General features: G+C 68.9%; 16 protein-coding genes. 14 read left to right on the top strand and 2 right to left on the bottom strand.

The genetic code is table 11. From position 1 onward, the window contains the following. The first annotated feature begins 260 nt into the window (after positions 1-260). The 9 genes from I847_RS0110250 (at position 261) to I847_RS0110290 (ending at position 9,225) form a co-directional block, all read left to right on the top strand. Complete coding sequence (locus tag I847_RS0110250) at positions 261-542, top strand: phosphopantetheine-binding protein (protein ID WP_028049616.1); 282 nt, start codon at positions 261-263, stop codon at positions 540-542. Between the two features lie 115 nt (positions 543-657). Next, entirely contained in the window at positions 658-1,665 is a 1,008-nt protein-coding gene (locus I847_RS23135; protein ID WP_051274750.1) for an LLM class flavin-dependent oxidoreductase, read from the top strand. Beyond that, complete coding sequence (pabB, locus tag I847_RS0110260) at positions 1,662-3,806, top strand: aminodeoxychorismate synthase component I (RefSeq protein WP_028049617.1); 2,145 nt, start codon at positions 1,662-1,664, stop codon at positions 3,804-3,806. Before I847_RS23135 ends, pabB begins: the two co-directional genes overlap by 4 nt. Further along, positions 3,803-5,386 (top strand): amino acid adenylation domain-containing protein, encoded by a 1,584-nt coding sequence (locus tag I847_RS23140; protein WP_081680741.1) that lies wholly within the window; start codon positions 3,803-3,805, stop codon positions 5,384-5,386. Before pabB ends, I847_RS23140 begins: the two co-directional genes overlap by 4 nt. A gap of 85 nt (positions 5,387-5,471) precedes the next feature. Further along, complete coding sequence (locus I847_RS0110270; protein WP_028049618.1) at positions 5,472-6,368, top strand: aminotransferase class IV; 897 nt, start codon at positions 5,472-5,474, stop codon at positions 6,366-6,368. Between the two features lie 11 nt (positions 6,369-6,379). Continuing rightward, positions 6,380-6,910: an NUDIX domain-containing protein gene (locus I847_RS0110275; RefSeq protein ID WP_028049619.1), complete on the top strand. Its 531-nt coding sequence runs from the start codon at positions 6,380-6,382 to the stop codon at positions 6,908-6,910. Further along, a complete protein-coding gene (locus I847_RS26710) occupies positions 6,900-7,199 on the top strand; it encodes a hypothetical protein (RefSeq protein WP_028049620.1) in 300 nt (99 codons plus the stop codon). The genes I847_RS0110275 and I847_RS26710 overlap by 11 nt, the downstream gene beginning before the upstream one ends. Then, entirely contained in the window at positions 7,181-8,416 is a 1,236-nt protein-coding gene (locus I847_RS0110285; RefSeq protein ID WP_081680743.1) for an FAD-binding oxidoreductase, read from the top strand. The genes I847_RS26710 and I847_RS0110285 overlap by 19 nt, the downstream gene beginning before the upstream one ends. Beyond that, complete coding sequence (locus tag I847_RS0110290) at positions 8,413-9,225, top strand: HAD family hydrolase (protein WP_028049622.1); 813 nt, start codon at positions 8,413-8,415, stop codon at positions 9,223-9,225. The genes I847_RS0110285 and I847_RS0110290 overlap by 4 nt, the downstream gene beginning before the upstream one ends. Positions 9,226-9,290: 65 nt before the next feature. On the opposite strand, the gene I847_RS0110295 is transcribed toward I847_RS0110290, so the two are convergent. Then, complete coding sequence (locus tag I847_RS0110295; protein WP_081680745.1) at positions 9,291-11,150, bottom strand: condensation domain-containing protein; 1,860 nt, start codon at positions 11,148-11,150, stop codon at positions 9,291-9,293. Between the two features lie 517 nt (positions 11,151-11,667). On the opposite strand from I847_RS0110295, the gene I847_RS23145 reads away from it, so the two are divergent. Continuing rightward, positions 11,668-13,659 (top strand): glycoside hydrolase family 3 protein, encoded by a 1,992-nt coding sequence (locus tag I847_RS23145; RefSeq protein ID WP_051274752.1) that lies wholly within the window; start codon positions 11,668-11,670, stop codon positions 13,657-13,659. Between the two features lie 719 nt (positions 13,660-14,378). After that, positions 14,379-17,045: a discoidin domain-containing protein gene (locus I847_RS0110315; RefSeq protein ID WP_081680749.1), complete on the top strand. Its 2,667-nt coding sequence runs from the start codon at positions 14,379-14,381 to the stop codon at positions 17,043-17,045. A 175-nt stretch (positions 17,046-17,220) separates the two neighbouring features. Here I847_RS0110315 and I847_RS0110320 read toward each other — a convergent pair whose 3' ends face one another. Further along, on the bottom strand, positions 17,221-18,114 hold the full coding sequence (locus I847_RS0110320) for an alpha/beta fold hydrolase (protein WP_028049626.1): 894 nt from the start codon (positions 18,112-18,114) through the stop codon (positions 17,221-17,223). Positions 18,115-18,201: 87 nt separating this feature from the next. Between I847_RS0110320 and I847_RS0110325 the strand changes: the two genes are divergently transcribed. The 3 genes from I847_RS0110325 to I847_RS0110335 all read left to right on the top strand — a co-directional run bounded on the left by I847_RS0110325 (position 18,202) and on the right by I847_RS0110335 (position 20,889). Then, positions 18,202-18,777 (top strand): TetR/AcrR family transcriptional regulator, encoded by a 576-nt coding sequence (locus I847_RS0110325; protein ID WP_028049627.1) that lies wholly within the window; start codon positions 18,202-18,204, stop codon positions 18,775-18,777. Positions 18,778-19,027: 250 nt separating this feature from the next. Then, entirely contained in the window at positions 19,028-19,357 is a 330-nt protein-coding gene (locus tag I847_RS0110330; protein ID WP_028049628.1) for a hypothetical protein, read from the top strand. Further along, the gene (locus I847_RS0110335) at positions 19,354-20,889 is read left to right on the top strand and encodes a hypothetical protein (RefSeq protein ID WP_028049629.1); all 1,536 of its coding nucleotides are present in this window, start codon (positions 19,354-19,356) and stop codon (positions 20,887-20,889) included. Before I847_RS0110330 ends, I847_RS0110335 begins: the two co-directional genes overlap by 4 nt. Positions 20,890-21,033 lie beyond the last annotated feature (144 nt).

Raw genomic sequence — 21,033 nt, forward strand, 5'->3', positions numbered from 1 at the left:
CGCACACCGAAGATGCTCGACAGTTCCAGAAGCCCCTGGCACGATGCCTGACGCGAAAGAAGAATTCGTGAACCCCCTGTGCGTGTGGTCGTTGGCCGGTCCCGGAGAAGGGCAGGAAATGCCGACGCAGCAAGACGCGTCGGCGTGGACGGCCCCGAGCGGGCGGTCAGGGCGAGTTCGCGTCCGGGCCGGTGGCGCGCGGCACGCGCACGGGTCGATCCCTGCCTGCACATCGTCGCGCGACGGCCAGAGGGCCGCACGTGCCTGAGCCGACGACGTCAGCCGCGCTGGAGCCAGAGTTCGAGGCCGTGCTGCGGACATGCCTGTACGGGCTGCTCGAGCCCCAGGATGCTCTCCACGAGGACACCGACCTTGCGGCGCTCGGTATCGACTCCCTCGTCGTGGTCGCGCTTCTGGTCGCCGTGGAGGACACCTTCGGTGTGTCCATCCCTGACGAGGTCATCGGGTTCGAGATCTTCGCCTCCCCCGGCGTCCTGTGGGGCATCGTCTCGGGCCTTCTGGAAGAGCAAGGTCGACACTGACGTGCTCGACCTCGTCCAGCCGACATGACGCTCGCCAGAGTCGACATCCGCCGCAGACGCCGACCGCCCGAGAGCAGCACCCTGTGCGCGACCACACCAGCCGACGAGGTGGCCCATGAGTGAGTACCCGAGCGACATCTCGGTCTTCGGCACCTGCCCGCCCTCGGTCCAGGAGCACGGCCGGGACTACCTGGACCGGGTCCGGGACGTCGCCCGCTGGAGCGACGAGGCAGGTCACGAGGGAATCCTTGTCTACACCGACAACAAGTCGGTGGACTGCTGGCTCGTCGCCCAGACCGTCATCGACGCGACGGCCAGGCTGTCCCCGCTGGTCGCCGTCCAGGCGGCGTACATGCATCCCTTCAGCGCGGCCAAGATGGTGGCCGGTCTGGCCTACCTGTACGACCGGCCGGTCCACCTCAACATCGTCGCCGGCGGATTCGGAGGTGACCTGGAGGCACTCGGGGAGTCCCTCCCGCATGATGCGCGGTACGACCGCGCCGTGGAGTACGCGACGATCATGCGGCAGCTGCTGACATCCCCGCAGCCCGTCACCTTCGACGGGGCCTACTACTCCGTCGCAGGGCTCCGCCTGGAGACGCTGCCGGCGCCGCACCTCGCCTCACGCTTCCTCGTGTCCGGCTCCTCCCCGGCCGGGATGGCCGCCGCGTGCGCGCTCTCGGCGACCGCCATCGTGTACCCGGAGCCACCGGAGCAGCAGGCGCCGGTGGTTTCCTCGGTCCCACAGGGCCTACGGATCGGGGTGATCGCCCGTCCCACCGCGGCCGCGGCCTGGGAGGTGGCGCACGCGCGCTTCCCGGAAGACCGAGCGGGTCGGATCAGCCACCGGCTGGCTATGTCGCACTCCGACTCGAGCTGGCACCAGCAGCTGTCGCAGGCCGCCGACCAGCAGGGCACGTACTGGATGGGACCTTTCAAGAACTACAAAACGTTCTGCCCGTACCTGGTCGGTGATTACGCGACGGTCGGGCAACAGATCGGACGCTATGTCGAGCTCGGATACACCACATTGATCCTCGACGCACCGGCCGAGCAGCGGGACCTCGAGCACACCGCTGTCGTGCTGGACATTGCCCGCGGCAGCCTCCGGGTGCGCGCATGAGAACTCTGCTTATCGACAACTACGACTCCTTCACCTATAACCTGGCGCACTATCTGGGCGAGGTCACCGGATCTGCGCCCACGGTCATCCGAAACGACGAGCCCGGGTGGCGGCTGGACCATCTTGACTCCTTCGACAACGTCGTCATCTCCCCCGGGCCCGGAACTCCCGGAGTTCCGGCCGACTTCGGAATCTGCCGCGAGGTCATCTCCACCGGCAGCATTCCGCTGCTCGGGGTCTGTCTCGGTCACCAGGGCATCGCGATGCTCGGCGGCAGCGGTTCCATCGCGCTCGCCCCAGAGCCTCGGCACGGTCGCAAGTCCCCCGTCCTCCACGACGGCACCGGTTTGTTCGCGGGCATCCCGTCGCCGCACGAGGTCGTGCGCTACCACTCGTGGGCCGTGGACCGACTCTCGGACGACCTCGAGGCCCTCGCCTGGACGCCCGACGGGGTGCTGATGGCGCTTCGGCATCGGCACCGCCCTCAATGGGGGGTGCAGTTCCATCCTGAGTCCATCGCCACGGAGCACGGCCACCGCCTGCTGGCGAACTTCGCCGAGCTGAGCAGCGCATGGAACCAGCGCCGCGGCCGGGTTCCTCGACCGCAGCGCCCGCAGCCGGCGCCCAGCCGACCCGAACCACAGAAGCTGGTCCAGTACCGCCTTCTGGTCGAGAAGCTTCCGACGCTGTGCGAGGCCGAGCAGGTCTACGAGGCGCTCTTCCTGGAGCAGCCCTTCGCGTTCTGGCTCGACAGCAGCCGACCGGACCCGCGCCTGGGTCGCTTCTCGATCATGGGGGCGGCCGACGGCCCCTCTGCGACGTTGGCGACGGCGAGTGTCGCGGACGGCACAGTCACCGTGCGGTCGGGCGACGACTGCCATACCGAGGTCCGGCCGCTGCTGGACTGGTTGGACGACCAGCTCGGCGGGGCAGAGGTCGTCGGCGGGGCAGACCTGCCTTTCGATTTCCGCGGTGGTTGGATCGGCTACCTCGGCTACGAGCTCAAGGCCCAGTGCCACCCGACCCAACGCCCCGAACGGCAGGGCGGCGGACCCGTTCACCTCGCCGAGCAGCCCGACGCGGCCCTGCTGTTCGCGGACCGCAGCGTCGTCTTCGACCACCTCACCTCCACCACCTACCTGCTCGCTCTGCACCTCGAAACAGACGTCGAGGCGGCGGCGAACTGGCTTGCCGACACCCGCGCTCGCGTCCACGCGATCACCGGCGCCCCCAGGCGGACGGCCGTCGAGCCGACAACTGACACGACTCGGGTCTCGCTACGCCACGACCGCAGCGCCTACCTGGACCTCATCGAATCCTGCCAACGCGCCATCACCGCCGGCGAGAGCTACGAGCTCTGCCTGACGAACATGATCGACGTCGAGTGCACGCTCGACGTGTGGGCCGCCTACCTCGAGCTGCGCCGGAACAACCCGGCTCCGTTCGCGGCCCTGCTTCGCCTGGGTGAGCTCTCCGTGCTCAGTACCTCCCCCGAGCGGTTCCTGCGGGTCGACGGCGAGCGGCGTCTGGAGGCGCGTCCCATCAAGGGCACCCGACCCCGCGGCCTCTCGACCGAAGAAGATCGAGCCCTCCGGGACGGACTGGCCTTCTGTGAGAAGGACCAGTCCGAGAACCTGATGATCGTCGATCTGCTGCGCAACGACCTGGGGCAGGTCGCGACGATCGGTTCCGTCACCGTCCCCGAGCTGTTCAAGGTGGAGACCTACGCGACCGTTCACCAGCTGGTCAGCACGGTGACAGCGCAGCTGCGTCCGGGCAGCAGCGCCGTCGACTGCGTCCGGGCAGCCTTTCCGGGTGGATCGATGACCGGTGCCCCGAAGCTGCGCAGCATGCAGATCATCGACCAGCTGGAGGCAGGGCCCCGCGGAATCTACTCCGGGGCCATCGGGTACTTCTCGCTCTCGGGGACCGTCGACCTCAACATCGCGATCCGCACTCTCGTCGCCCAGCCAGGGCGGGTCAGCTACGGGATCGGCGGTGCGATCGTCACCATGTCCGACCCTGTCGCGGAGTTCGACGAGACGGTCGTCAAGGCCACGCCGCTGCTCGCCCTGCTCGGCATGCACTTCCCCGAGGATCGTGACTCTTCCGTGGGCGCGTCGTCCGGGAGCACGCGATGATGCTCTATCAGCGGTTCGCGCAGGCAGTCGCCCGAAACGCCAGCCAGACAGCGCTCGAGATCGACGGCACGCGGTACAGCTACGGTCAGATCGGCGACATGGCCGAGGCGCTCGCCGCCCGCATCCACGGTCAGCCGGACGCCGTCCCTGCGAGGATCGGCCTGCTGGCCAATCGAAGCCTCCTGGCCTACGTCGGCTACCTCGCCGTCCAACGCCTGGGCCGGTCCGTCGTCCCGCTCAACCCGGCCTTCCCGGAAGCGCGCACACGTGCCATGGTGGTCGACTCCGGCGCCGGTCTGGTGCTCGCCGACCTGCAGGCCACTGCTCCTCAGGTCGACGGTGTCCGCATCCTGGCTGTCGACCCCACGCTGGTCGACGTCGGGACACCAGCCGGATCGCCGCCGCCCCTGCTGGACGAGCCTGCCGCGGAGGCGTACCTGCTGTTCACTTCTGGCTCGACCGGCGTGCCCAAGGGTGTTCCGATCCGCCAGAGCAACGTCTCCGCCTTCTTGGAGGCGACTCAGGACCGGTACGACATGGCGCCGGGCGACCGCTGCTCCCAATGCTTCGACCTGACCTTCGACCTGTCCGTGTTCGATCTCTTCGCCGTCTGGTCCGCAGGGGCCACCCTGGTGGTGCCGAGCCGGAACGACCTGTTGCGCCCGGTCCGCTTCGTTGCCGACAAGGCTCTGACCCACTGGTTCTCGGTGCCCTCAGCCATCAGCACGGCGCAGGCCAGCGGACGGCTGCAGCCGGGCACCATGCCGTCCCTGCGCGCCAGCCTGTTCTGCGGTGAGCCGCTGACCCGGCAGCAGGCCTCGGCCTGGAAAGAGGCCGCTCCCGCAAGCACACTGGTCAACCTGTACGGGCCCACCGAGCTCACCATCAGCTGCAGCGACTACGTTCTGCCAGCAGATCCCGGCGAGTGGCCCGCAACGTCCAACGACGTCCTCCCGATCGGAACGATCTACCCGGGGCTGGAGTACGCAGTCCTCGACGAGTCGGGGCACGACACCCCCGAGGGTGAGCTGTGCGTCCGGGGACCGCAGCGCTTCGCGGGTTACCTGGACCCGCACGGGAATCGGGGTCGTTTCCACCCGGAGCCCGCCGCCGCGGACGACCGCGTCGTTCCCAGGGACCACTGGTATCGCACGGGAGATCGGGTCAGCGTCCGTGGGGGCCTGCTGACCTTCCTCGGTCGAGCCGACCAGCAGGTGAAGATCAACGGCTACCGGGTGGAGCTCGGCGAGATCGAGGCAGCGCTGCGTTCCCTCGGCGGCGTCGCTGACGCCGTCGTGGTGGCCGTCCCCGACCAGGCCCACGTGCTGGGCCTGTACGCCGTGTGCCTGTCTCACGACAGCGAGCCCGCCCACCTGCGGGGGGAACTCCTCCGTACTCTGCCGGCGTACATGGTGCCTCGGCGGGTGCTCGTCGTCGACCAGCTGCCCAGCAACGCCAACGACAAGGTAGATCGGCGGGCCGTCGCGGAGCTGGTCAGGACGGCTCTCGCGCTTCCCCCGGCCGAGTCGGCGCGAGCGGCTCGGAACGACCGGACCTCGACCGGGGCGATGTCGTCGTGAATCTCGCGCACCATCCGGTGGCGCCGATCCGCGGCGCCCGACCGGGCTGCGGTCGCCCGTGGGCGTGTACTGAAGGACGGATGCAATGTCGGATCGGGTGATGTGGTTCAACGGGCGTTGTGTGCCCTGGGAGGACGCGCGCGTCCACGTCTGGGATGAGCTGGCGCTTCGGGGCGCCAACGTGTTCGAGGGCATCACGGCGTTCTGGAACGCTCGGGAGCTGCGGCATGAGGTGCTGGCCGGCGACGCGCACCTCGACCGGCTCTTCCACTCTGCTCAGGTGGCCGACATCCCGGCGCCGATGACCAAGCGGGAGGTGTTCGGCGCCCTCTGCGAGGTTGCGGCGCAGCTGCCCGGCACGGACATCTACCTGCGCCCGACCTTCTACGCCAAGAAGGGGCGCTCTGCGCTGGCTCCGGACAGCGAGGGCGCCATGTACATCGGCGGCTTCCCATTCCGACCCACCCGGCCGCCGGCCGTCCGGGCTGTCGTGAGCGAGCACTCGCGCTACGGCGGGCCCATCGGGGCAGATGCGAAGTCCGGCGGCTCTTACCTGGACTTCCGTGTCTTCGAGCGAGAGCGCATCGAGCACGGCGTGGAGCACGTGTTCTTCCTCAATGATCGCGGGCACGTCGCCGAGGCAGACGGTGCCGCGATCCTGCTGGTGCGCGACGGCCTGGTCATCACACCGTCGGTGGACTCCGGGGTACTCGACTCGATCACCAAGAGGATCGTGCTGGCCATCGCACTCGACCTTGGCCACCGGGTCGAGGAGCGGCCGGTTCAACGCGACGAGCTGTACCAGGCACAGGTTGTGCTGGCCGGAACGCTGCTGGGGCTCCGGACGGTCGACGAGGTGGACGGGCAGCGTGCCGGTGACCGCGCGGGCGCGGACACTGCGGCGGCACTGATCTACGAGTACAACCAGTTGTGCCGAGCGGAGAGCCCACTGGCCGGCGCTCACCTGGCCCCCCTGCAGTGAGCCCACCCGCCATGCACCTGGTCAGCACCAGCACGTCCCACAGCAACCCGTGGTTCACCGTCGAGCGCCGGCAGTACGAGTCCGAGAGCGGTACGCGGCACCCGTACTTCATGGTGTGCCGCCCCGATTCCGTCCTTGTCGCCGCACGCCGCGATGGCCGGTACGTCCTGGTCGAGCAATCCCGTCCGACGATGGACGGCGCGCGGAGCCTGGAGTTCCCCCAGGGCTCCCTGAGCGGCGATGAGTCCCCCGACGTAGCCGCCCGCCGGGAGGTCCGCGAGGAGACCGGGCTGGAGCTTGCTGGCCTGCGTCATGTGGGCACCTTCGCGGAGAGCAACGGCTTTGCGACGTCGTCCTGCCATGCCTTCGTCGCCGAGGTCGGAGGAGTCGGCGAACCCGATCGGGACCTGTTCGAGGCGGACATGGAGATGCACCTGCTCTCCTGGCCGCGGTTGAGGGAGCTCGTGGCGGCCGGTGCAGTCCGGGACTCCGCGACGCTGGCCGCGCTTGCCCTGATCGAAGCGCGCGGCCATGCCGGTTGACAGCCTGGAGGTCGTCGTCGGCCTCGCCACTGACGTCCGGGTCAATCTGCGCACAGGCGACCTCACGGCGAGCACCGGCACGAGCCAGGACCGGCTGCTGCTGGCCGGGCTGGGCCCGCTCCGGTGGGCCGCCCGGTACGACGAGGACGTGGTGTTCCTGGAGACCGTCGAAGGGGAGCGCTGGCTGGTACGAGTGTCGCCCATCTCCGGCTTGGTCGCCGCAGTCGAACCGGCCGTCGGGGTCCGGCCGCCGCTGCAGGGAGACGGTCTATGCGTGACGCGGACGTAATCGTGGCTGGCGCAGGGGTGGCCGGATTGTTGACCTCACTGGCCCTGGCGCGCCGAGGCGCCCACGTCCTGCTCGTGGAGCCCTCACGGCTCGGCGCCGGCCAGTCCGGGCAGTCTCACGGCTACCTCCATCACGGCTACGCCTATGGCCCGAACGAACCGAACCTGCCGGCTCTGCTCAGCAGCGCCTGCAGGCAGTGGCAGGGGCTGCTCGAGCGGGTCGCGCCGGTGACCACTCACTCCACCATCGCCTTCTCTGACCTGGCTGCGGTACGACGCGCTGAACGGTACTGGCGAGACTCGGGGTTGCCGGTGTGCCCACAGGTTTCCCCGCCGTGGCTGAGCCGCACAGAGGTCACCTGCTTCGACAGCGCCGAACCGACGTACAACGTCGGTGAGATCCTGCGCGGACTAGGGGCGCAGGCGAGCGCGGCCGGGATAGAGGTGCGCCGTGGCACGGTCGAATCCGTCGAAGAGCTCGGCCTCGGCATCCGCGCCCGGGTCACGGGGATGGATGGGGATACCTCCATCGTTCGCGCCCGGACCGCGGTCCTCGCGGCGGGCGCCGGTGCGCCGGGGCTGCTCGTCCGGTCCCGGTTGCCTTCCGCAATCCAGCTGCGTCGCGCGTTGATGCTGGTGCTTCGGGGACGTCTGCCTGCCGTCAGCGCGGTGTTCCGCGGACAGGAGGAGCACGGCTTGTTTCTTGCCAGCCGGCTCGACGAGGACGGGCAGGCCACCTGGCTCATCTCCGACTTCCATTCGTTCGACAGCGGTCACAGCGATCATGGCCAGCTCTCGGGCTGGTGGGCGCGCCGGGTGCTGCTGACGCTGCGCCGGGTCGTCGACGCGGCGATCCTGGCCCGCGTGGACTCCGTCTCGGGGTACACGGCCACGAAGTCAGGCTTGCTCCCGACCAGTGGAACGGTGGCTCACGAGTTCGGCATCGAGCTGCTCGACCGGCGGGTCGTGGTCGCCAGCCCGTCCAAGCTGACCCTCGCGCCGCTGGCCGCCCGACACGCGGCGGGGGTCGTCGCGGCCCGGATGGGGCTGCGGGCCGACACCGACGGCTGGGAGCCGATCAACCCGGTCGAAACTGATCAGTCGCCGGCCCGCGAGAGCTGGGAGACCCCCATGTCGACACTGAACGGACCGGATCTGCTGGGGGAACTTCCCGGCATCGGGAGGCTCAGCGAGCTCTACCGTCGCGCGACCACGTGACTTCGGCGCTGCCGTACGCGCTCGTCGCGACGGACCTCGACGGCACCCTGCTGCGTTCTGACGGCACGGTCGGCGCCCGGACGCGGGCGGCGCTGGACGGGCTCGCCGCGCGCGGCGGTCAGCACGTCGTCGTGACCGGCCGCTCCGTGGCGTGGACCAGACCGGTGCTGACAGCGCTGGGCTACACCGGCCTGGCGGTCTGCGGTCAGGGCGGTCAGGTGTACGACGCGGGCGCGCGACGGGAGCTCACGTCGTACTCCCTGGACCGGGACGTGGCTCGGCAGGCCCTGGCGGCCATCGAGGCCAGGACCGGCCCGCTCGCTCTGGCCGCCGACGAGGAGGGCCTGGAGGGCGCCGTCCTCGCCGGCCCCGGTTACCGCCCCGACCCGCTCGACGGCCTGCCGGTGGTGCCTACCGACGTGAACGGCTTGTGGGCGACGCCGGTGCGGAAGTTCTATGTCCAGCACCCTCGCTTCGACGAGAACCGGCTGCACGAGATCGCATCGCGGCTCGCCGGGCACCTGGTGAGCATCGCGATCGCCGGACCAGGCGAGATCGAGATCCTGCCCCTCGGGCTCTCCAAGGCGACGGGGATAGCCCATGTCGCCGATCTGCTCGGGCGCTCTGGCGCGGACTGCATCGCGTTCGGCGACATGCCGAACGACGCCTCGTTGCTGGCCTGGGCCGGGTACGCGGTGGCGATGGGCAACGCGCATCCCGACATCAAGGCACTCGCGGACGAGGTGGCGCCCAGCAACGACGACGAGGGTGTCGCGGCGGTTCTCGAGCGGATCGTGGGCACGTGCTGACGATCAGGTCGTTCGCCGCGGGTACCGATGAGGCGGCCACGGACCACTTCCTCTGCAGCGGCCCGCTATGAACGGCGCCGGAGCAAGCCCGCGAGCGCAACCAGGCTCATCGGTCGGCGCAGGTCTGCAACCGTCAAGCCGTCGAAGCCGCTGTCCTTGAGCAAGGACAGCACGCGGGGGGCGGAATGGAGCCGGCCGCCGACCGTCAGGTAGGTGCCGCTCATTCTCAGCTCGGTCAGCTCGTTGGCACCGGCTACCGCGTCTCGCAGCGCGTGTTCCGCCGCTCCCTCAGGTGCGAGCGCCGGCCGATCCGTCCCGGGTCCCGCCACCGTGCTGCCGTCCGAGCGACGAACGACGAACTGCTGCGGACTCAGGAAGGCGGTCCGGCCGTTGTCCGTCGAGAGCAGGAAGTCCCGGAGCTGCCACGGCTCGATGTCCGCGGTGACGTAGGCGGTGAGTTCATCGCCTTCCTCGCGCACGTCCGCGTGCTGCACTGCCGGATGCTCGAGGAGCCGCGCACTGAGGAAGCCACGGTCCACCCACAGGTCGCCTACCCGAGCTTCGCCGGCCTCCGGCCGCCATCGTCGCGTAGCGAGCCCTTCGGCCTCCGTGAAGCTGAGGTCACCGGATGCTGCGGCGTGGACCAGGATCGACTCGATCAGCGTGGCGAGTGCCGCCGAGTCGTCCTCCCCCATGACTGACCCGTCGAGACGAACTTCGATCAGCAGCCGGCCTTCGACGCCGAAGGCGCCGACGTAGAGGTTGCAGCCCTCTCCCGCCGGCTCGTTGGTCTGGTAGGTGACCATGCGCGAGTCCGCCCGCAGGGCGCGCGGATCGCCACCCGGCTCCAGCGACTCGAAGTCGACGCCGTCCAGGGTAGGGCTGACGATCTCGGGAGCCGGAAGGAAGGTGCCTCGCTCAGCCAGTACCTGGCCTGCGGTCTCATAGAAACCCAGAACGTCGAAGCTCATGTGCCGACCGGCGACGAGGATCGCCTTCTGCAATCGCCGCACGACCTCGGTGAACGACGGTTGCCCGTCGAGATCGACGAGCAAGGGCATGTCCCGGAAGATCGCAGCGACCAGGTCTCGCGTGGTCGGGAGCTCCCGGAAGGACCAGGACAAGTTCAGCCCCAGCCGGACCCGCCCGAACTGGATCGCCAGCGCTTCGTACACCGCGGCGGTGAAGATCGATGCTGGTGTCGCGGCGTACGTCGTGTGCAGGCGCGCCAGAGCCACGGTCGCGGCCGACGACTCGAGCTCCGCCCGCACCACGGCGGCTCCCGGCCTGCCGCGGCGCACCGGCAGGGCAGTCACGGGAAAGTTCCGCAGGGTGGTGTCCCAGAACCGCAGGGCGGACTCGGCACGGGACCGGCCCTTGTCCCGCTCGTAGAGTGCCCGGTCGAGAGGCTGCGGGACCTCCCGATCGTGATTCGGCGCTCGCCGCGGTTCTTGCGCGGCGGCCAGTAGTTCCGTGAGTTCGGAGTACAGGATCCAGCCGGCCGTCCCGTCCCCCACCATGTGCGCGTGGGTGAAGATGAGATCGCCCTCCGACGTGCGGCCGAACCGAATCGGCGGTTCGCACGCGACGTCGAACGGATCCTCAGTGAAGAGGCGACGAGAGTGTTCGTCGTCGATCCGCGGAAATGCGACGTGGATGCTCTCGTACACATTCTGACGCGGCTGCCCGGCAGCGTCGGCGTCGAACGAGGTGCGCAGCCCTTCGTGCCGGAGCAGCACAGTCGTCACCGCACGAGACACGGCGTCGTCGGACACACCGTCGGGCACGGAAACGACCCAGGTGAGGTTGGGGAACAATCCGTCGCCGACACTCTGGTAGGACAACCACTCCAGCTGACAGAGCCCGGAATGCAACGGCCCCGAGCGCTGCACTTCCCCCGCGAATCCCGTCAGTTCTTCTCGCATGCCCTGCTCTCCCCGTCGTGAGTACCTGAAACAGCTCGCCAGGCATCGGCCCCGCGGTCGGACGACCGACCAGCGCGCCAGATCGAGTCCCGCGGAGTAGCGGTCAGACCGGAGACACGACTCGGCGTAGAACCTCGACCGCCCAGCGCGTTGTTGTCCCCTGGACCACCCGTCTGTTGCCGACGGTGCACGACTTCGACGCGACCAGCCACGCGACAGGCAACCACCGGTGCAGCGCCCACAAGATACAGCACTGGTATTCACCCGACCGGTGACCGAGGAAGTGCCCCCGTCGGCGTGGAGCACGCAGATCACGCACCTTGCGCCGGAACTCCGACGGCCGCGAATACGGCACCCCGCCACGGATCACGTCGCACAAGAATCCACGATCCGACTCCATGGAAGGCGAGGCCCGCCATTTTGCGAGACTGGCGCCATGACCGCGACAGACAGTACTGAGGCCGTGCTGAGCCTGAGGGCTCCCATAGAGCCAGCGAGCGAACGAGCGCGTTGCCAGGTGGGCACGCCCGAGCTGGACTCCGACGGCACAGCACGTATCCCCGAGACGCTGCCCACCTACTCGGACTGGCCCGAGGTACGGAGCAGCGTCCCGCGGGACGAGGCAGTGGAGTCCCGAGTCGCGGCGCTGCTCGCCACGATGAGCGTGGCGGAGAAGGTCGGTCAGATCACGCAGCCGGAGATCCGATCGATCACCCCGGACGAGGTTCGCGCATTCCACATCGGTTCGGTGCTGAACGGGGGTGGCGCCTGGCCGGGGGACGACAAGCACGCCTCGCTTCAGGGCTGGCTCGACTTGGCGGACGCCTTCTGGGAGGCCTCCGTGCACGGCAACGCGGCGGCACGCATTCCTGTCCTCTGGGGGAGCGATGCCGTTCACGGCCACGCGAACACCTACGGCGCCACGGTGTTCCCGCACAACATCGGGTTGGGTGCTGCGCGCGAGCCGGAGCTCGTACGCCGCATCTCGGCTGCGACGGCGCGACAGATTCGCGCAACCGGCCAGGACTGGGCGTTCGCGCCGACCGTGGCCGTCCCGCAGAACTATCGGTGGGGCCGGAACTACGAGGGCTTCTCGGAGGACGCGAGCATCGTGCTCGCCTACGGCTACGAGGCCGTACGTGGCCTGCAGGGTGACTCCCTGCCCGACCCGGTCGGCAGCTCGGTGCTCGCGTGCGCGAAGCACTACATCGGCGACGGCGCAACGGACGGCGGTGTAGACCAGGGCGTCGCCACGGTGTCCGAGGACGTTCTGCGCAACGTCCATGGCCAGGGTTACATCAGCGCCCTTGCCGCCGGCGTGCAGACCGTCATGGCCTCGTTCAACAGCTGGAACGGCCCCGACGCTCCTGAGGGCAAGGTGCACGGCAGCTATCGGCTCCTCACCGGCATCCTCAAGGAGGCGATGGGATTTGACGGTTTGGTCGTCTCCGACTGGAACGGAGTAGGCCAGGTCGAGGGCTGCGCTGACGACCGCGCCGCTCAGGCGATCAATGCCGGGATCGACATGGTCATGGTTCCGGAGGACTGGCGGAGCTTCATCGCCAACACTCTGAAGCAGGTCGAGTCCGGTGAGATTCCCATGAGCCGGCTCGATGACGCCGTCACTCGCATCTTGCGAGTGAAGATCCGGTCCGGGGTCATGGACGCTCCCAAGCCGTCCCGGCGTCCCTTCGCCGGCGACGTTTCTGCCCTTGTACACACGCACCTTGCGCGCGAAGCCGTGCGTAAATCGCTGGTGCTGCTGAAGAACAGGGTCAATGTGCTACCGCTGGCGCCGAGCGCTCGCGTTCTCGTCGTCGGCAAGAGCGCCGACAGCGTGCAGAATCAGACCGGCGGTTGGACCCTTACCTGGCAGGGCAACGAAAACAGCAACGCCGACTTCCCTGCGAGCAGCACAGTCCTCACGGGCCTGCGCGACGCCCTCGGTGACAGCAGCGTCGTCTTCGACGAGACGGGAGAAAGCGCGAACCCGGCTGACTTTGATGCCGTCATTGCCGTGCTCGGGGAGATTCCCTATGCCGAGGGGTTCGGCGGCGACCTGGGCGACCACTCATTGGATGCCTCCCTCTTGTACCCCGAAGACCTCGCCGTGCTTGACCGCGTCAGCGGCCTGGGAGCTCCCGTGATCACGGTCTACATCAGCGGACGACCCCTCTGGGTCAACAGCGAGATCAACCGCTCCGACGCTTTCGTCGCCGCATGGCTGCCCGGAACCGAAGGTGCGGGAATCGTTGATCTTCTCGTGCAAGGCGACAATCGTCATGACTTCACGGGTCGGTTGCCCAACAGCTGGCCGCGGAGCCCATGGCAATTCGAGCTCAACGCCGGCCACGCTGGCTACGACCCGCTCTTCCCGCTGGGATACGGGCTGTCGCTCCATGACTCGATCGACGTTGCCCTCCTTGACGAGGCTGCCCCTCCGCGGCCCCACGACACCCTTTCTCCGGCTCGCGTGACGGACACCAGCCCCTTCAGGAACTTGGCTTAGAACGCCGTGTGCTCGGGCACCACGCTCCCACCTTTGGTCACGCACCGCGGACGCCTCTCGGGCGTTCGCGCGGCCGCACGGTGTCGTCGTCGATCCGGCCACCTGCGGTTCGCGCCTCCAATCCTGTGACCTGCTCAAGTCGACGGCCCCGCGAGGATGGGCAAGGTCGCAGGCCCGGGCGAGCTTCTGTGGGATGCCGTGGGCGGGCCGCCCTCCGGATGACGTGCAACGCCACGTGAGCTCGATGCTGCTCTGGACGTTGGTGCTGCCGACCGTCGCGGCGATCCAGGTCGCGTTGCGGCGGTCTACCTGATCGGTGTGCTGCCGCCATGGGTGCCGGCTCCCGAGTGGATGACTCTCGTGCTGGTCTGCGCCCTGACACCTGGCGGGGTCATCGCGACCACGGACGACGAGATCGCTGCCCGAGAGGCACGCAGGTCGGCCGCCGCTGAACGTCGTTCGTTGGCGTCGACATCGGACGATCCACGGGCACAGGGTTGCCTCGCCCTCTGGCGCAACCGGACAAATCCACTTACTGTCCTGTCAGTAAGTCAACCAGGACGAGGCAGCGCAGCCCCTTCCTGATGCACAGCACCGGACTCACAAGGTCGTGATCGTCCCTCGCACGCAGGTTGACCCCTGCACGCCCGGCCCCTCCCTGCCGCAGCAGCGCTGCGGCGCATCCCTCAGCCTTCTGCGACCTCTCAAGGAGCGTCACCATGGCCCGATCTGCTGGGACCGCCACTCTCGTGGCGCCCAAGCCGCTGACACGACGTCTGTTCATCATCTTGTTGACCGCGGTTGCGATGCTCCTGTCGTACGCGACCGTCACGCCGCTCGTCTCCACCGCGCACGCCGCTGGCCAACTGATCTCCCAGGGCAAGCCGGTGACGGCCTCCTCGGTGGAGAACGCAGGAACCGCCGCGGCGAACGCGGTCGACGGCAACGCCGGCACCCGCTGGGCGAGCGCTTTCTCCGATGCGGAGTGGATCCAGATCGACCTGGGCGCGACGGTCGCCATCGACCAGGTGGTCCTCAACTGGGAAGCGGCGTACGGACGCGCCTACCAGATCCAGGTCTCCTCCTCGGCGACCGGACCGTGGACGAACATCTACTCGACCACCACCGGTGACGGCGGCGTGGACACCCTCGCGGTGACCGGCTCCGGCCGCTACGTCCGCATGAACGGCACGCAGCGCGCGACGGGATACGGCTACTCGCTGTGGGAGTTCCAGGTCTTCGGCGCCGGCGACCCGCCGCCGCCCCCCACGTGCAACACGGGCGTGAACTCGGCGCTGAACAAGCCCTCGTCCGCTTCGTCGACGGAGAACGGCGGCACCCCCGCCTCGAGCGCCTTCGACGCCAGCACCACCACGCGCTGGTCCAGCGCCGCCTCCGACCCGCAGTGGGTCCAGGTCGACCTCGGCGCCACGCAGAGCATCTGCCGCGTGGTGCTCAACTGGGAGGCGGCGTACGGCCGCTCCTACCAGGTCCAGTCCAGCGACTCGCCCACAGGCCCGTGGACGAACCTCTACACGACGACGACCGGTGACGGCGGCATCGACACCCTGACCGTCAAGGGCAGCGGGCGCTACGTGCGCATGACCGGCACCATCCGCGGTACGGGCTACGGCTACTCGCTCTGGGACTTCCAGGTCAACGTCGGCGAAACTCCGCCTCCCCCCGCCTGCGCCTCCCAGCCGACCGTTCCCGACTTCGGCCCGAACGTCCGCATCTTCGAGGACAGCACGCCGGACGCCACGATCCAGACGTCGCTGAACGAGGTCTTCGAGGCCCAGAAGAACACGCAGACCGACCAGTTCCACGACCGGCGTGACGCGCTCCTGTTCAAGCCCGGGTCGTACAACGTGTACGCCAACATCGGCTTCAACACCTCGATCCAGGGTCTCGCGCAGAACCCCGACGGCGTCACCATCAACGGTGCCGTCACGGTCGACGCGTTCAACGCGAGCGACGCCGGGAACGCGACGCAGAACTTCTGGCGCAGCGCCGAGAACATGACGATCAACACGAACGGTGGGCGCAACCGCTGGGGCGTGTCCCAGGCCGCACCGTTCCGCCGGATGAACGTCAACGGCGGCCTCGACTTGTTCCCGGCGTCGTACGGCTGGTCCTCGGGTGGCTACATCTCGGACACCCGCGTCACGGGCTCCGTGGTGTCGGCGTCCCAGCAGCAGTGGTACAGCAAGGACAGCACCTTCGGCAGCTGGAACGGCTCCAACTGGAACATGGTCTTCTCCGGGGTGAACGGCGCTCCGGCGACGAACTTCTCCACCTCGCCCAGCGGAGTGCACCAGACGAACGTCGGCGCCACGCCGGCTTCGCGTGACGTCCCGTACATCTACTTCGCCAACAACGAGTACCGCCTGTTCCTGCCGAGCCTGCGCACGAACGTGAACGGTCCCAGCTGGGCCGTCGGCGCGCCGACCCCGGGTACGTCCGTCAGCTTCAGCCAGGTGTTCGTGGCACGTCCGTCGGACAGCGTCGCGACGATCAACGACCGCATCGCTGGTGGCTGCCACGTCGTGTTCTCGCCGGGCGTCTACAACCTCAGCGCCCCGATCGTCGTGAACCGGCCCGACACCGTCCTGCTCGGCATGGGCTACGCCACGCTGGTCCCGCAGGGCGGCGTCACGGCCATCTCGGTCGGCGACGTCGACGGTGTCCGCGTCAAGGGCCTGTTCATCGACGCCGGTACCACCAACAGCAACTCGCTGTTCACGATCGGCACGACGGCGGGCATCGGCACGAGCCGCGCCGCCAACCCGGTCACCGTGCAGGACGTCTTCTTCCGCATCGGCGGACGCGTGGCTGGCAAGGCGACCAACTCCCTGGTCGTCAACAGCAGCAACACGATCGTCGACCACACGTGGATGTGGCGCGCCGACCACGGCAACGGCGGCACCGTCGGCTGGACGATCAACACGGCCGACACCGGGCTCGTCGTCAACGGCAACAACGTGCTCACGACCGGCCTGTTCGTGGAGCACTACCAGAAGAACGAGGTCATCTGGAACGGCCAGGGCGGACGGATCATCTTCTTCCAGAACGAGAAGCCGTACGACCCGCCGAACCAGGCCGCGTGGATGAACGGCTCGACCCAGGGCTACCCGTCGATCAAGGTCGCGAACAACGTGACCTCGTTCCTCGGCCAGGGCCTCGGCAGCTACGTGTTCTTCCAGGCGGACCCGTCGATCACCCTCTTCAACACCTTCGAGGCGCCCGTGAACAACCCGAACGTGCGCTTCCAGAACATGGCCGTCGTGTCGCTCGGAGGCGTCGGCAACATGACCCACGTCATCAACGGCACCGGCCCGGGGGTGAACAGCGGCACGAACAACGCCTACATGCTCAGCTACCCGTGACGAGGGGTGACAGCCTCCTCATGAGACGCAGCAGGTGAAGTGCGCCGGCCGGCCCGATCTGACGGGCCGGCCGGCGTTCCTTCGTCGGGTCACAGGTCGCCCGCCGTGCGTGCTCGCCGGTCGATCAGTCCCGACGCGGAACGAGACGATCTCCCTGAGTGGAAGCTGGCCTGGACTACGCCGCCAGGCCCGGGACGACGCGATCGACGACGAAGCGCTGCACGAGCTCGGCGATGTCGTCAGGTCGGTCCTCCTGCAGGAAGTGGCTGGCGCCGTCGAGCAGGTGGACGTCAGCCGCGTCCAGTCGCAGGTCGTCGACGAACCGCTGGACGAGCCGGTCGGCGCGAAGGACTGGGTCGTGCGTGCCCCACACGACGGCCGCCGGAGCGTCGAGACGTCGCAGCGCCGCGGCGTACCGCGGAAACTCGGCGGTGAAGGCGGGCAGGTCCTGGGCGAACGCCCGAAGTGCTGTGGTGCCACCGTCGCGTAGCGCGAGCCAATGCGGCTCCGTCACGGCGGGATCGAGGGACTTCCCGGCATGGGTGAAGCCGGCCACCATCTTGTGGACCATCGGCCTGCCCAGCGGCGAGCGCATCATCGCCAGCATCGCCGGGCCGAGCGGGCCGCCGAGGGCGCGGATGTCCCGGGGCGGGGTGAACGCGTCGGCGTAGGCGGTGGTGTTCAGCACGACGAGCCCCGCCACGCGTTCGGGGTGCCGGTCGACGAGCTCGAAGCCCCACGGCCCGCCCGCATCGTGCACGACCAGCGTCACCTGGGACAGCCCGAGATGGTCGACGAGCGTCAGGAGTCGGTCGGCCTGCTGTCGCGCGGCGTACAGGTCGCGGCCGGCCGGCTTGTCGCTGGCGCCGAACCCGAGCAGGTCGGGCGCGACCGCGCGCAGCCCGTCGGCGGCGAGCCGGGCCGCGATCGTGCGGTAGAGCCACGACGACGTCGGGATGCCGTGCAGCAGCAGCACCGGCGGACCCGCCACAGGCCCGACGTCGAGATAGGCGAGGTGGCCACCGCTGACCGCCAGGCGTTTCAGCGCGGCCGTGTGCTCGTCGAACATGTCGCCTCTGTTCTGAACTGATCGTTCCAATATGATAGTGGCATACTAGACTGACCGTTCCAGAACCTGTCAACCCGTGAGGCAGCCGTGACCCGACCCCGGGAGTTCGAACAGCAGGCGGTCTTGGACGCGGCCGTCGACGTCTTCTGGGAGCAGGGGTACGAGTCGACGTCGATCGCCGACCTCGAGGTCGCGACCGGCCTGTCCCGCTCGAGCCTCTACCAGGCATTCGGCAGCAAGCACGCCCTGTACGAGTCGTGCCTGGACCGCTACAAGACCCGCAACATCGACCCGGCCCTGGCCGCCATGTCCGCGCCCGGAGCCGGCCGGGCCGAGCTGGTCACGTACCTGACCACGCTGGCCACGGTCTTTCGTAGCGACCCGAGCCTGGCGATGCGTGGCTGCATGATCGTCAACGGTGTCGCCGAGCGCGGTGCGCACGATCCCGAGGTCCGCCGGGCCGGTCTCGCCTACCGCCAGGCCATCGTCGACGCGCTGGCCAACGCCTTGCGCGGCGCCGCCCGCACCGAGTCGCAGCGCGCCGACGCCTCGAACCGGGCAGCGCTGATGTCCGTGACCCTGATCGGCGCCCTGGTCACCGCGCACATGGACGCCGAGGGTGCCGCTCGGATCTGTCAGAAGCTTGCCGCGGATCTCCCTTAGCGGCGCGTTCCTCACGTTCGAGGAGGACCCTCGACGCGGGTGCCGAGCACCGGAGGCACCTGTCGCAGCGGGTAGTAGTACCCACTCACCACCGGTGCGCGCCCGGGACGTGTACGTCGATGTCGGCGCCTCAGGGCCGCTGCGCGGCGGACGCGCGCCTGTCCGTAGACAGTGTGCTCGGCTCCCTGCCAGGCTGGACGCGCTCCACACGAGTTTGCGACGTTTGCTAACCAGCATGGGGGCCGATCGCATGCGCGTTGCCATCACAGGCGAGGCAGAGTCCGTCGGGGCGTTAGCGCTCGACGGGTCGTCGCTCCAGATCCTCTCGGTGGAGCCGACACGCGACGACACCGAGCAGCAGTTCGGGCTCGCGGAGCTCGCGATCGTGGTCGCCGTCGTCAAGAGCGCCGCCGAGCTGGCCGAGTCGCTGCACACCTGGTGGGCTCGCCGGAAGTCCCCGCGGACGCAGACGCTGCGGATGTCCACCTCGATCGGCCGCGTCACGATCGAGCTGTCTGAGGACGTCACGGTCGACGACCTGCGCCAGGCCCTGACGCCGTTGTTCGCCGCCCTGCCATGATCGGGGCCGCGTCGCAGCAGGAGTACGGCGCGTTCAACCCGCGCTTCGTCGGCATCTCGCTCTCGTTCGAGTCGGGCGACAACCTCCAGGAGTTCTTCCGGTATCTCCGGGACACGGACGGCGCCGAGCGCGCGGACGGGTCGCAGGCGGACTTCAACACCATCGCCCTGCGCTCCACGCTCCAGCACGAGGTCCGCCACTTCCACGACTTCCTGATCAGCGGGTACAGCAGCAACATCTTCTGGCTCCGCCTGCAGGCCGTGGCGAACGGCAGCCTGATCTTCACCACCGTGCGGGATCTGCCCGGGACGTGCCTGCCGATGCCTCTGGTGCGTTGGCTCGGGCTCTCGGACGACGACCGGAACGAGGTGCTCGCGGCGTGGAGCGACGACCTCGGGATCGAGGCCGTGACCCCCTCGCTGCCGCACCTGACGCGCGAGCAGCTGCTGTCCGGCTCACTCGCCGCGAGCCCGGGCGTCTACCTTGTGGACGACCGGCCGGCGGACGAGCAGTTCCGGCTCTACGTCGAGTCGACCGCCATCGGGTACGCGGGGATCGAGCAGCTCGTCCGCGGCCCCGGGACCGCGTCGCTCCCTCCGCGGCTCGTCCACGAGGTGTCCGCACTGTGCGCGCAGACCGCCGCCATCGAGCGGGACCAGGGTCCGGTCGCGATGCAGCGCTTCGTGCTGTTCCTGCTCGAATCGGAGCTGCCGCAGGCGAAGTCCTGGCGCTTCTTCCACTACCTCGGCTCGATGTTCGCCGGCGTGGACCCGCTCGAGGTCGAACCCCTCTCGACGACCGCGAGGATCCAGCGGCTCGCGCTCTGGTGCCTCATCGGCAACTACGAGCGCGAGGGGCTCAATGCCTCTCCGTCGGCCCGGGCCAGTGCCCTGGCCGAGGTGGCGCTGGGCGCCTCGCGACCCCCGCCGTTCGCGAACGAGGCGGAGGACCCGTCCGCGACCTGGGACGCGTGGGACACGAGCACCGAGGTCGTGCCGTGGCGCGACTCGCTCCGTGCGCTCCTGGAGCGGTCACGGCGGACCACCGAGCGATACCGCGATCTCCTGGAGCGGTCCGAGGGCGACACGGCGATCCCCGCCCTCATCGCCCAGGTCGACAACGACGTGAGCGCGCAGCGACGACAGGCCATCGACGTTCTCCTCGCCGACCCGGGCGCGCTGGCCGACCCGTTCCGCTACGTCAGGCTCCCGGAAGACACGCTGCCGTTTCCCGCGCTCAAGCTCGAGCTCACCAGCGACTTCGACGCACTCCCGGTGCGCACCGACGGGCCGGGGATGCGACTCCTGCAGCAGATCGACGCCCAGGGGAAAGAGGTCGGGCGCGGTGTCGCGCTCGCCTCGCCGACCGAGCAGGACGGTGCCGAGATGCTGGACCGTGCACTGCAGCTGGAGCGGTTCAGCTCCTGGCTCGACGTGCAGTTCTCGGACATCGACGTGCCGGACCACGTCGCCGCCGCCGCACGCGCGGGCATCCGCGACATCACGGGGAAGATCCCGCTGTCGATCGTCTAGCTTTCACGGCTCCGGTCAAGTGGGCGGGTGAGCTGTGACCGCGTGAGTCCGGTGCCCCTGGACCGGGTGCCGCACGAGATCCGTCAGCTGGCTGGGCGGTGTCGAGCTGCCCGTCCGTCGGCTGGTCGGCGCTGGCGCTCAGGA

Origin of the sequence: Cellulomonas sp. URHD0024 (assembly GCF_000426185.1) — a bacterium.
Taxonomy (GTDB): Bacteria; Actinomycetota; Actinomycetes; order Actinomycetales; family Cellulomonadaceae; genus Cellulomonas.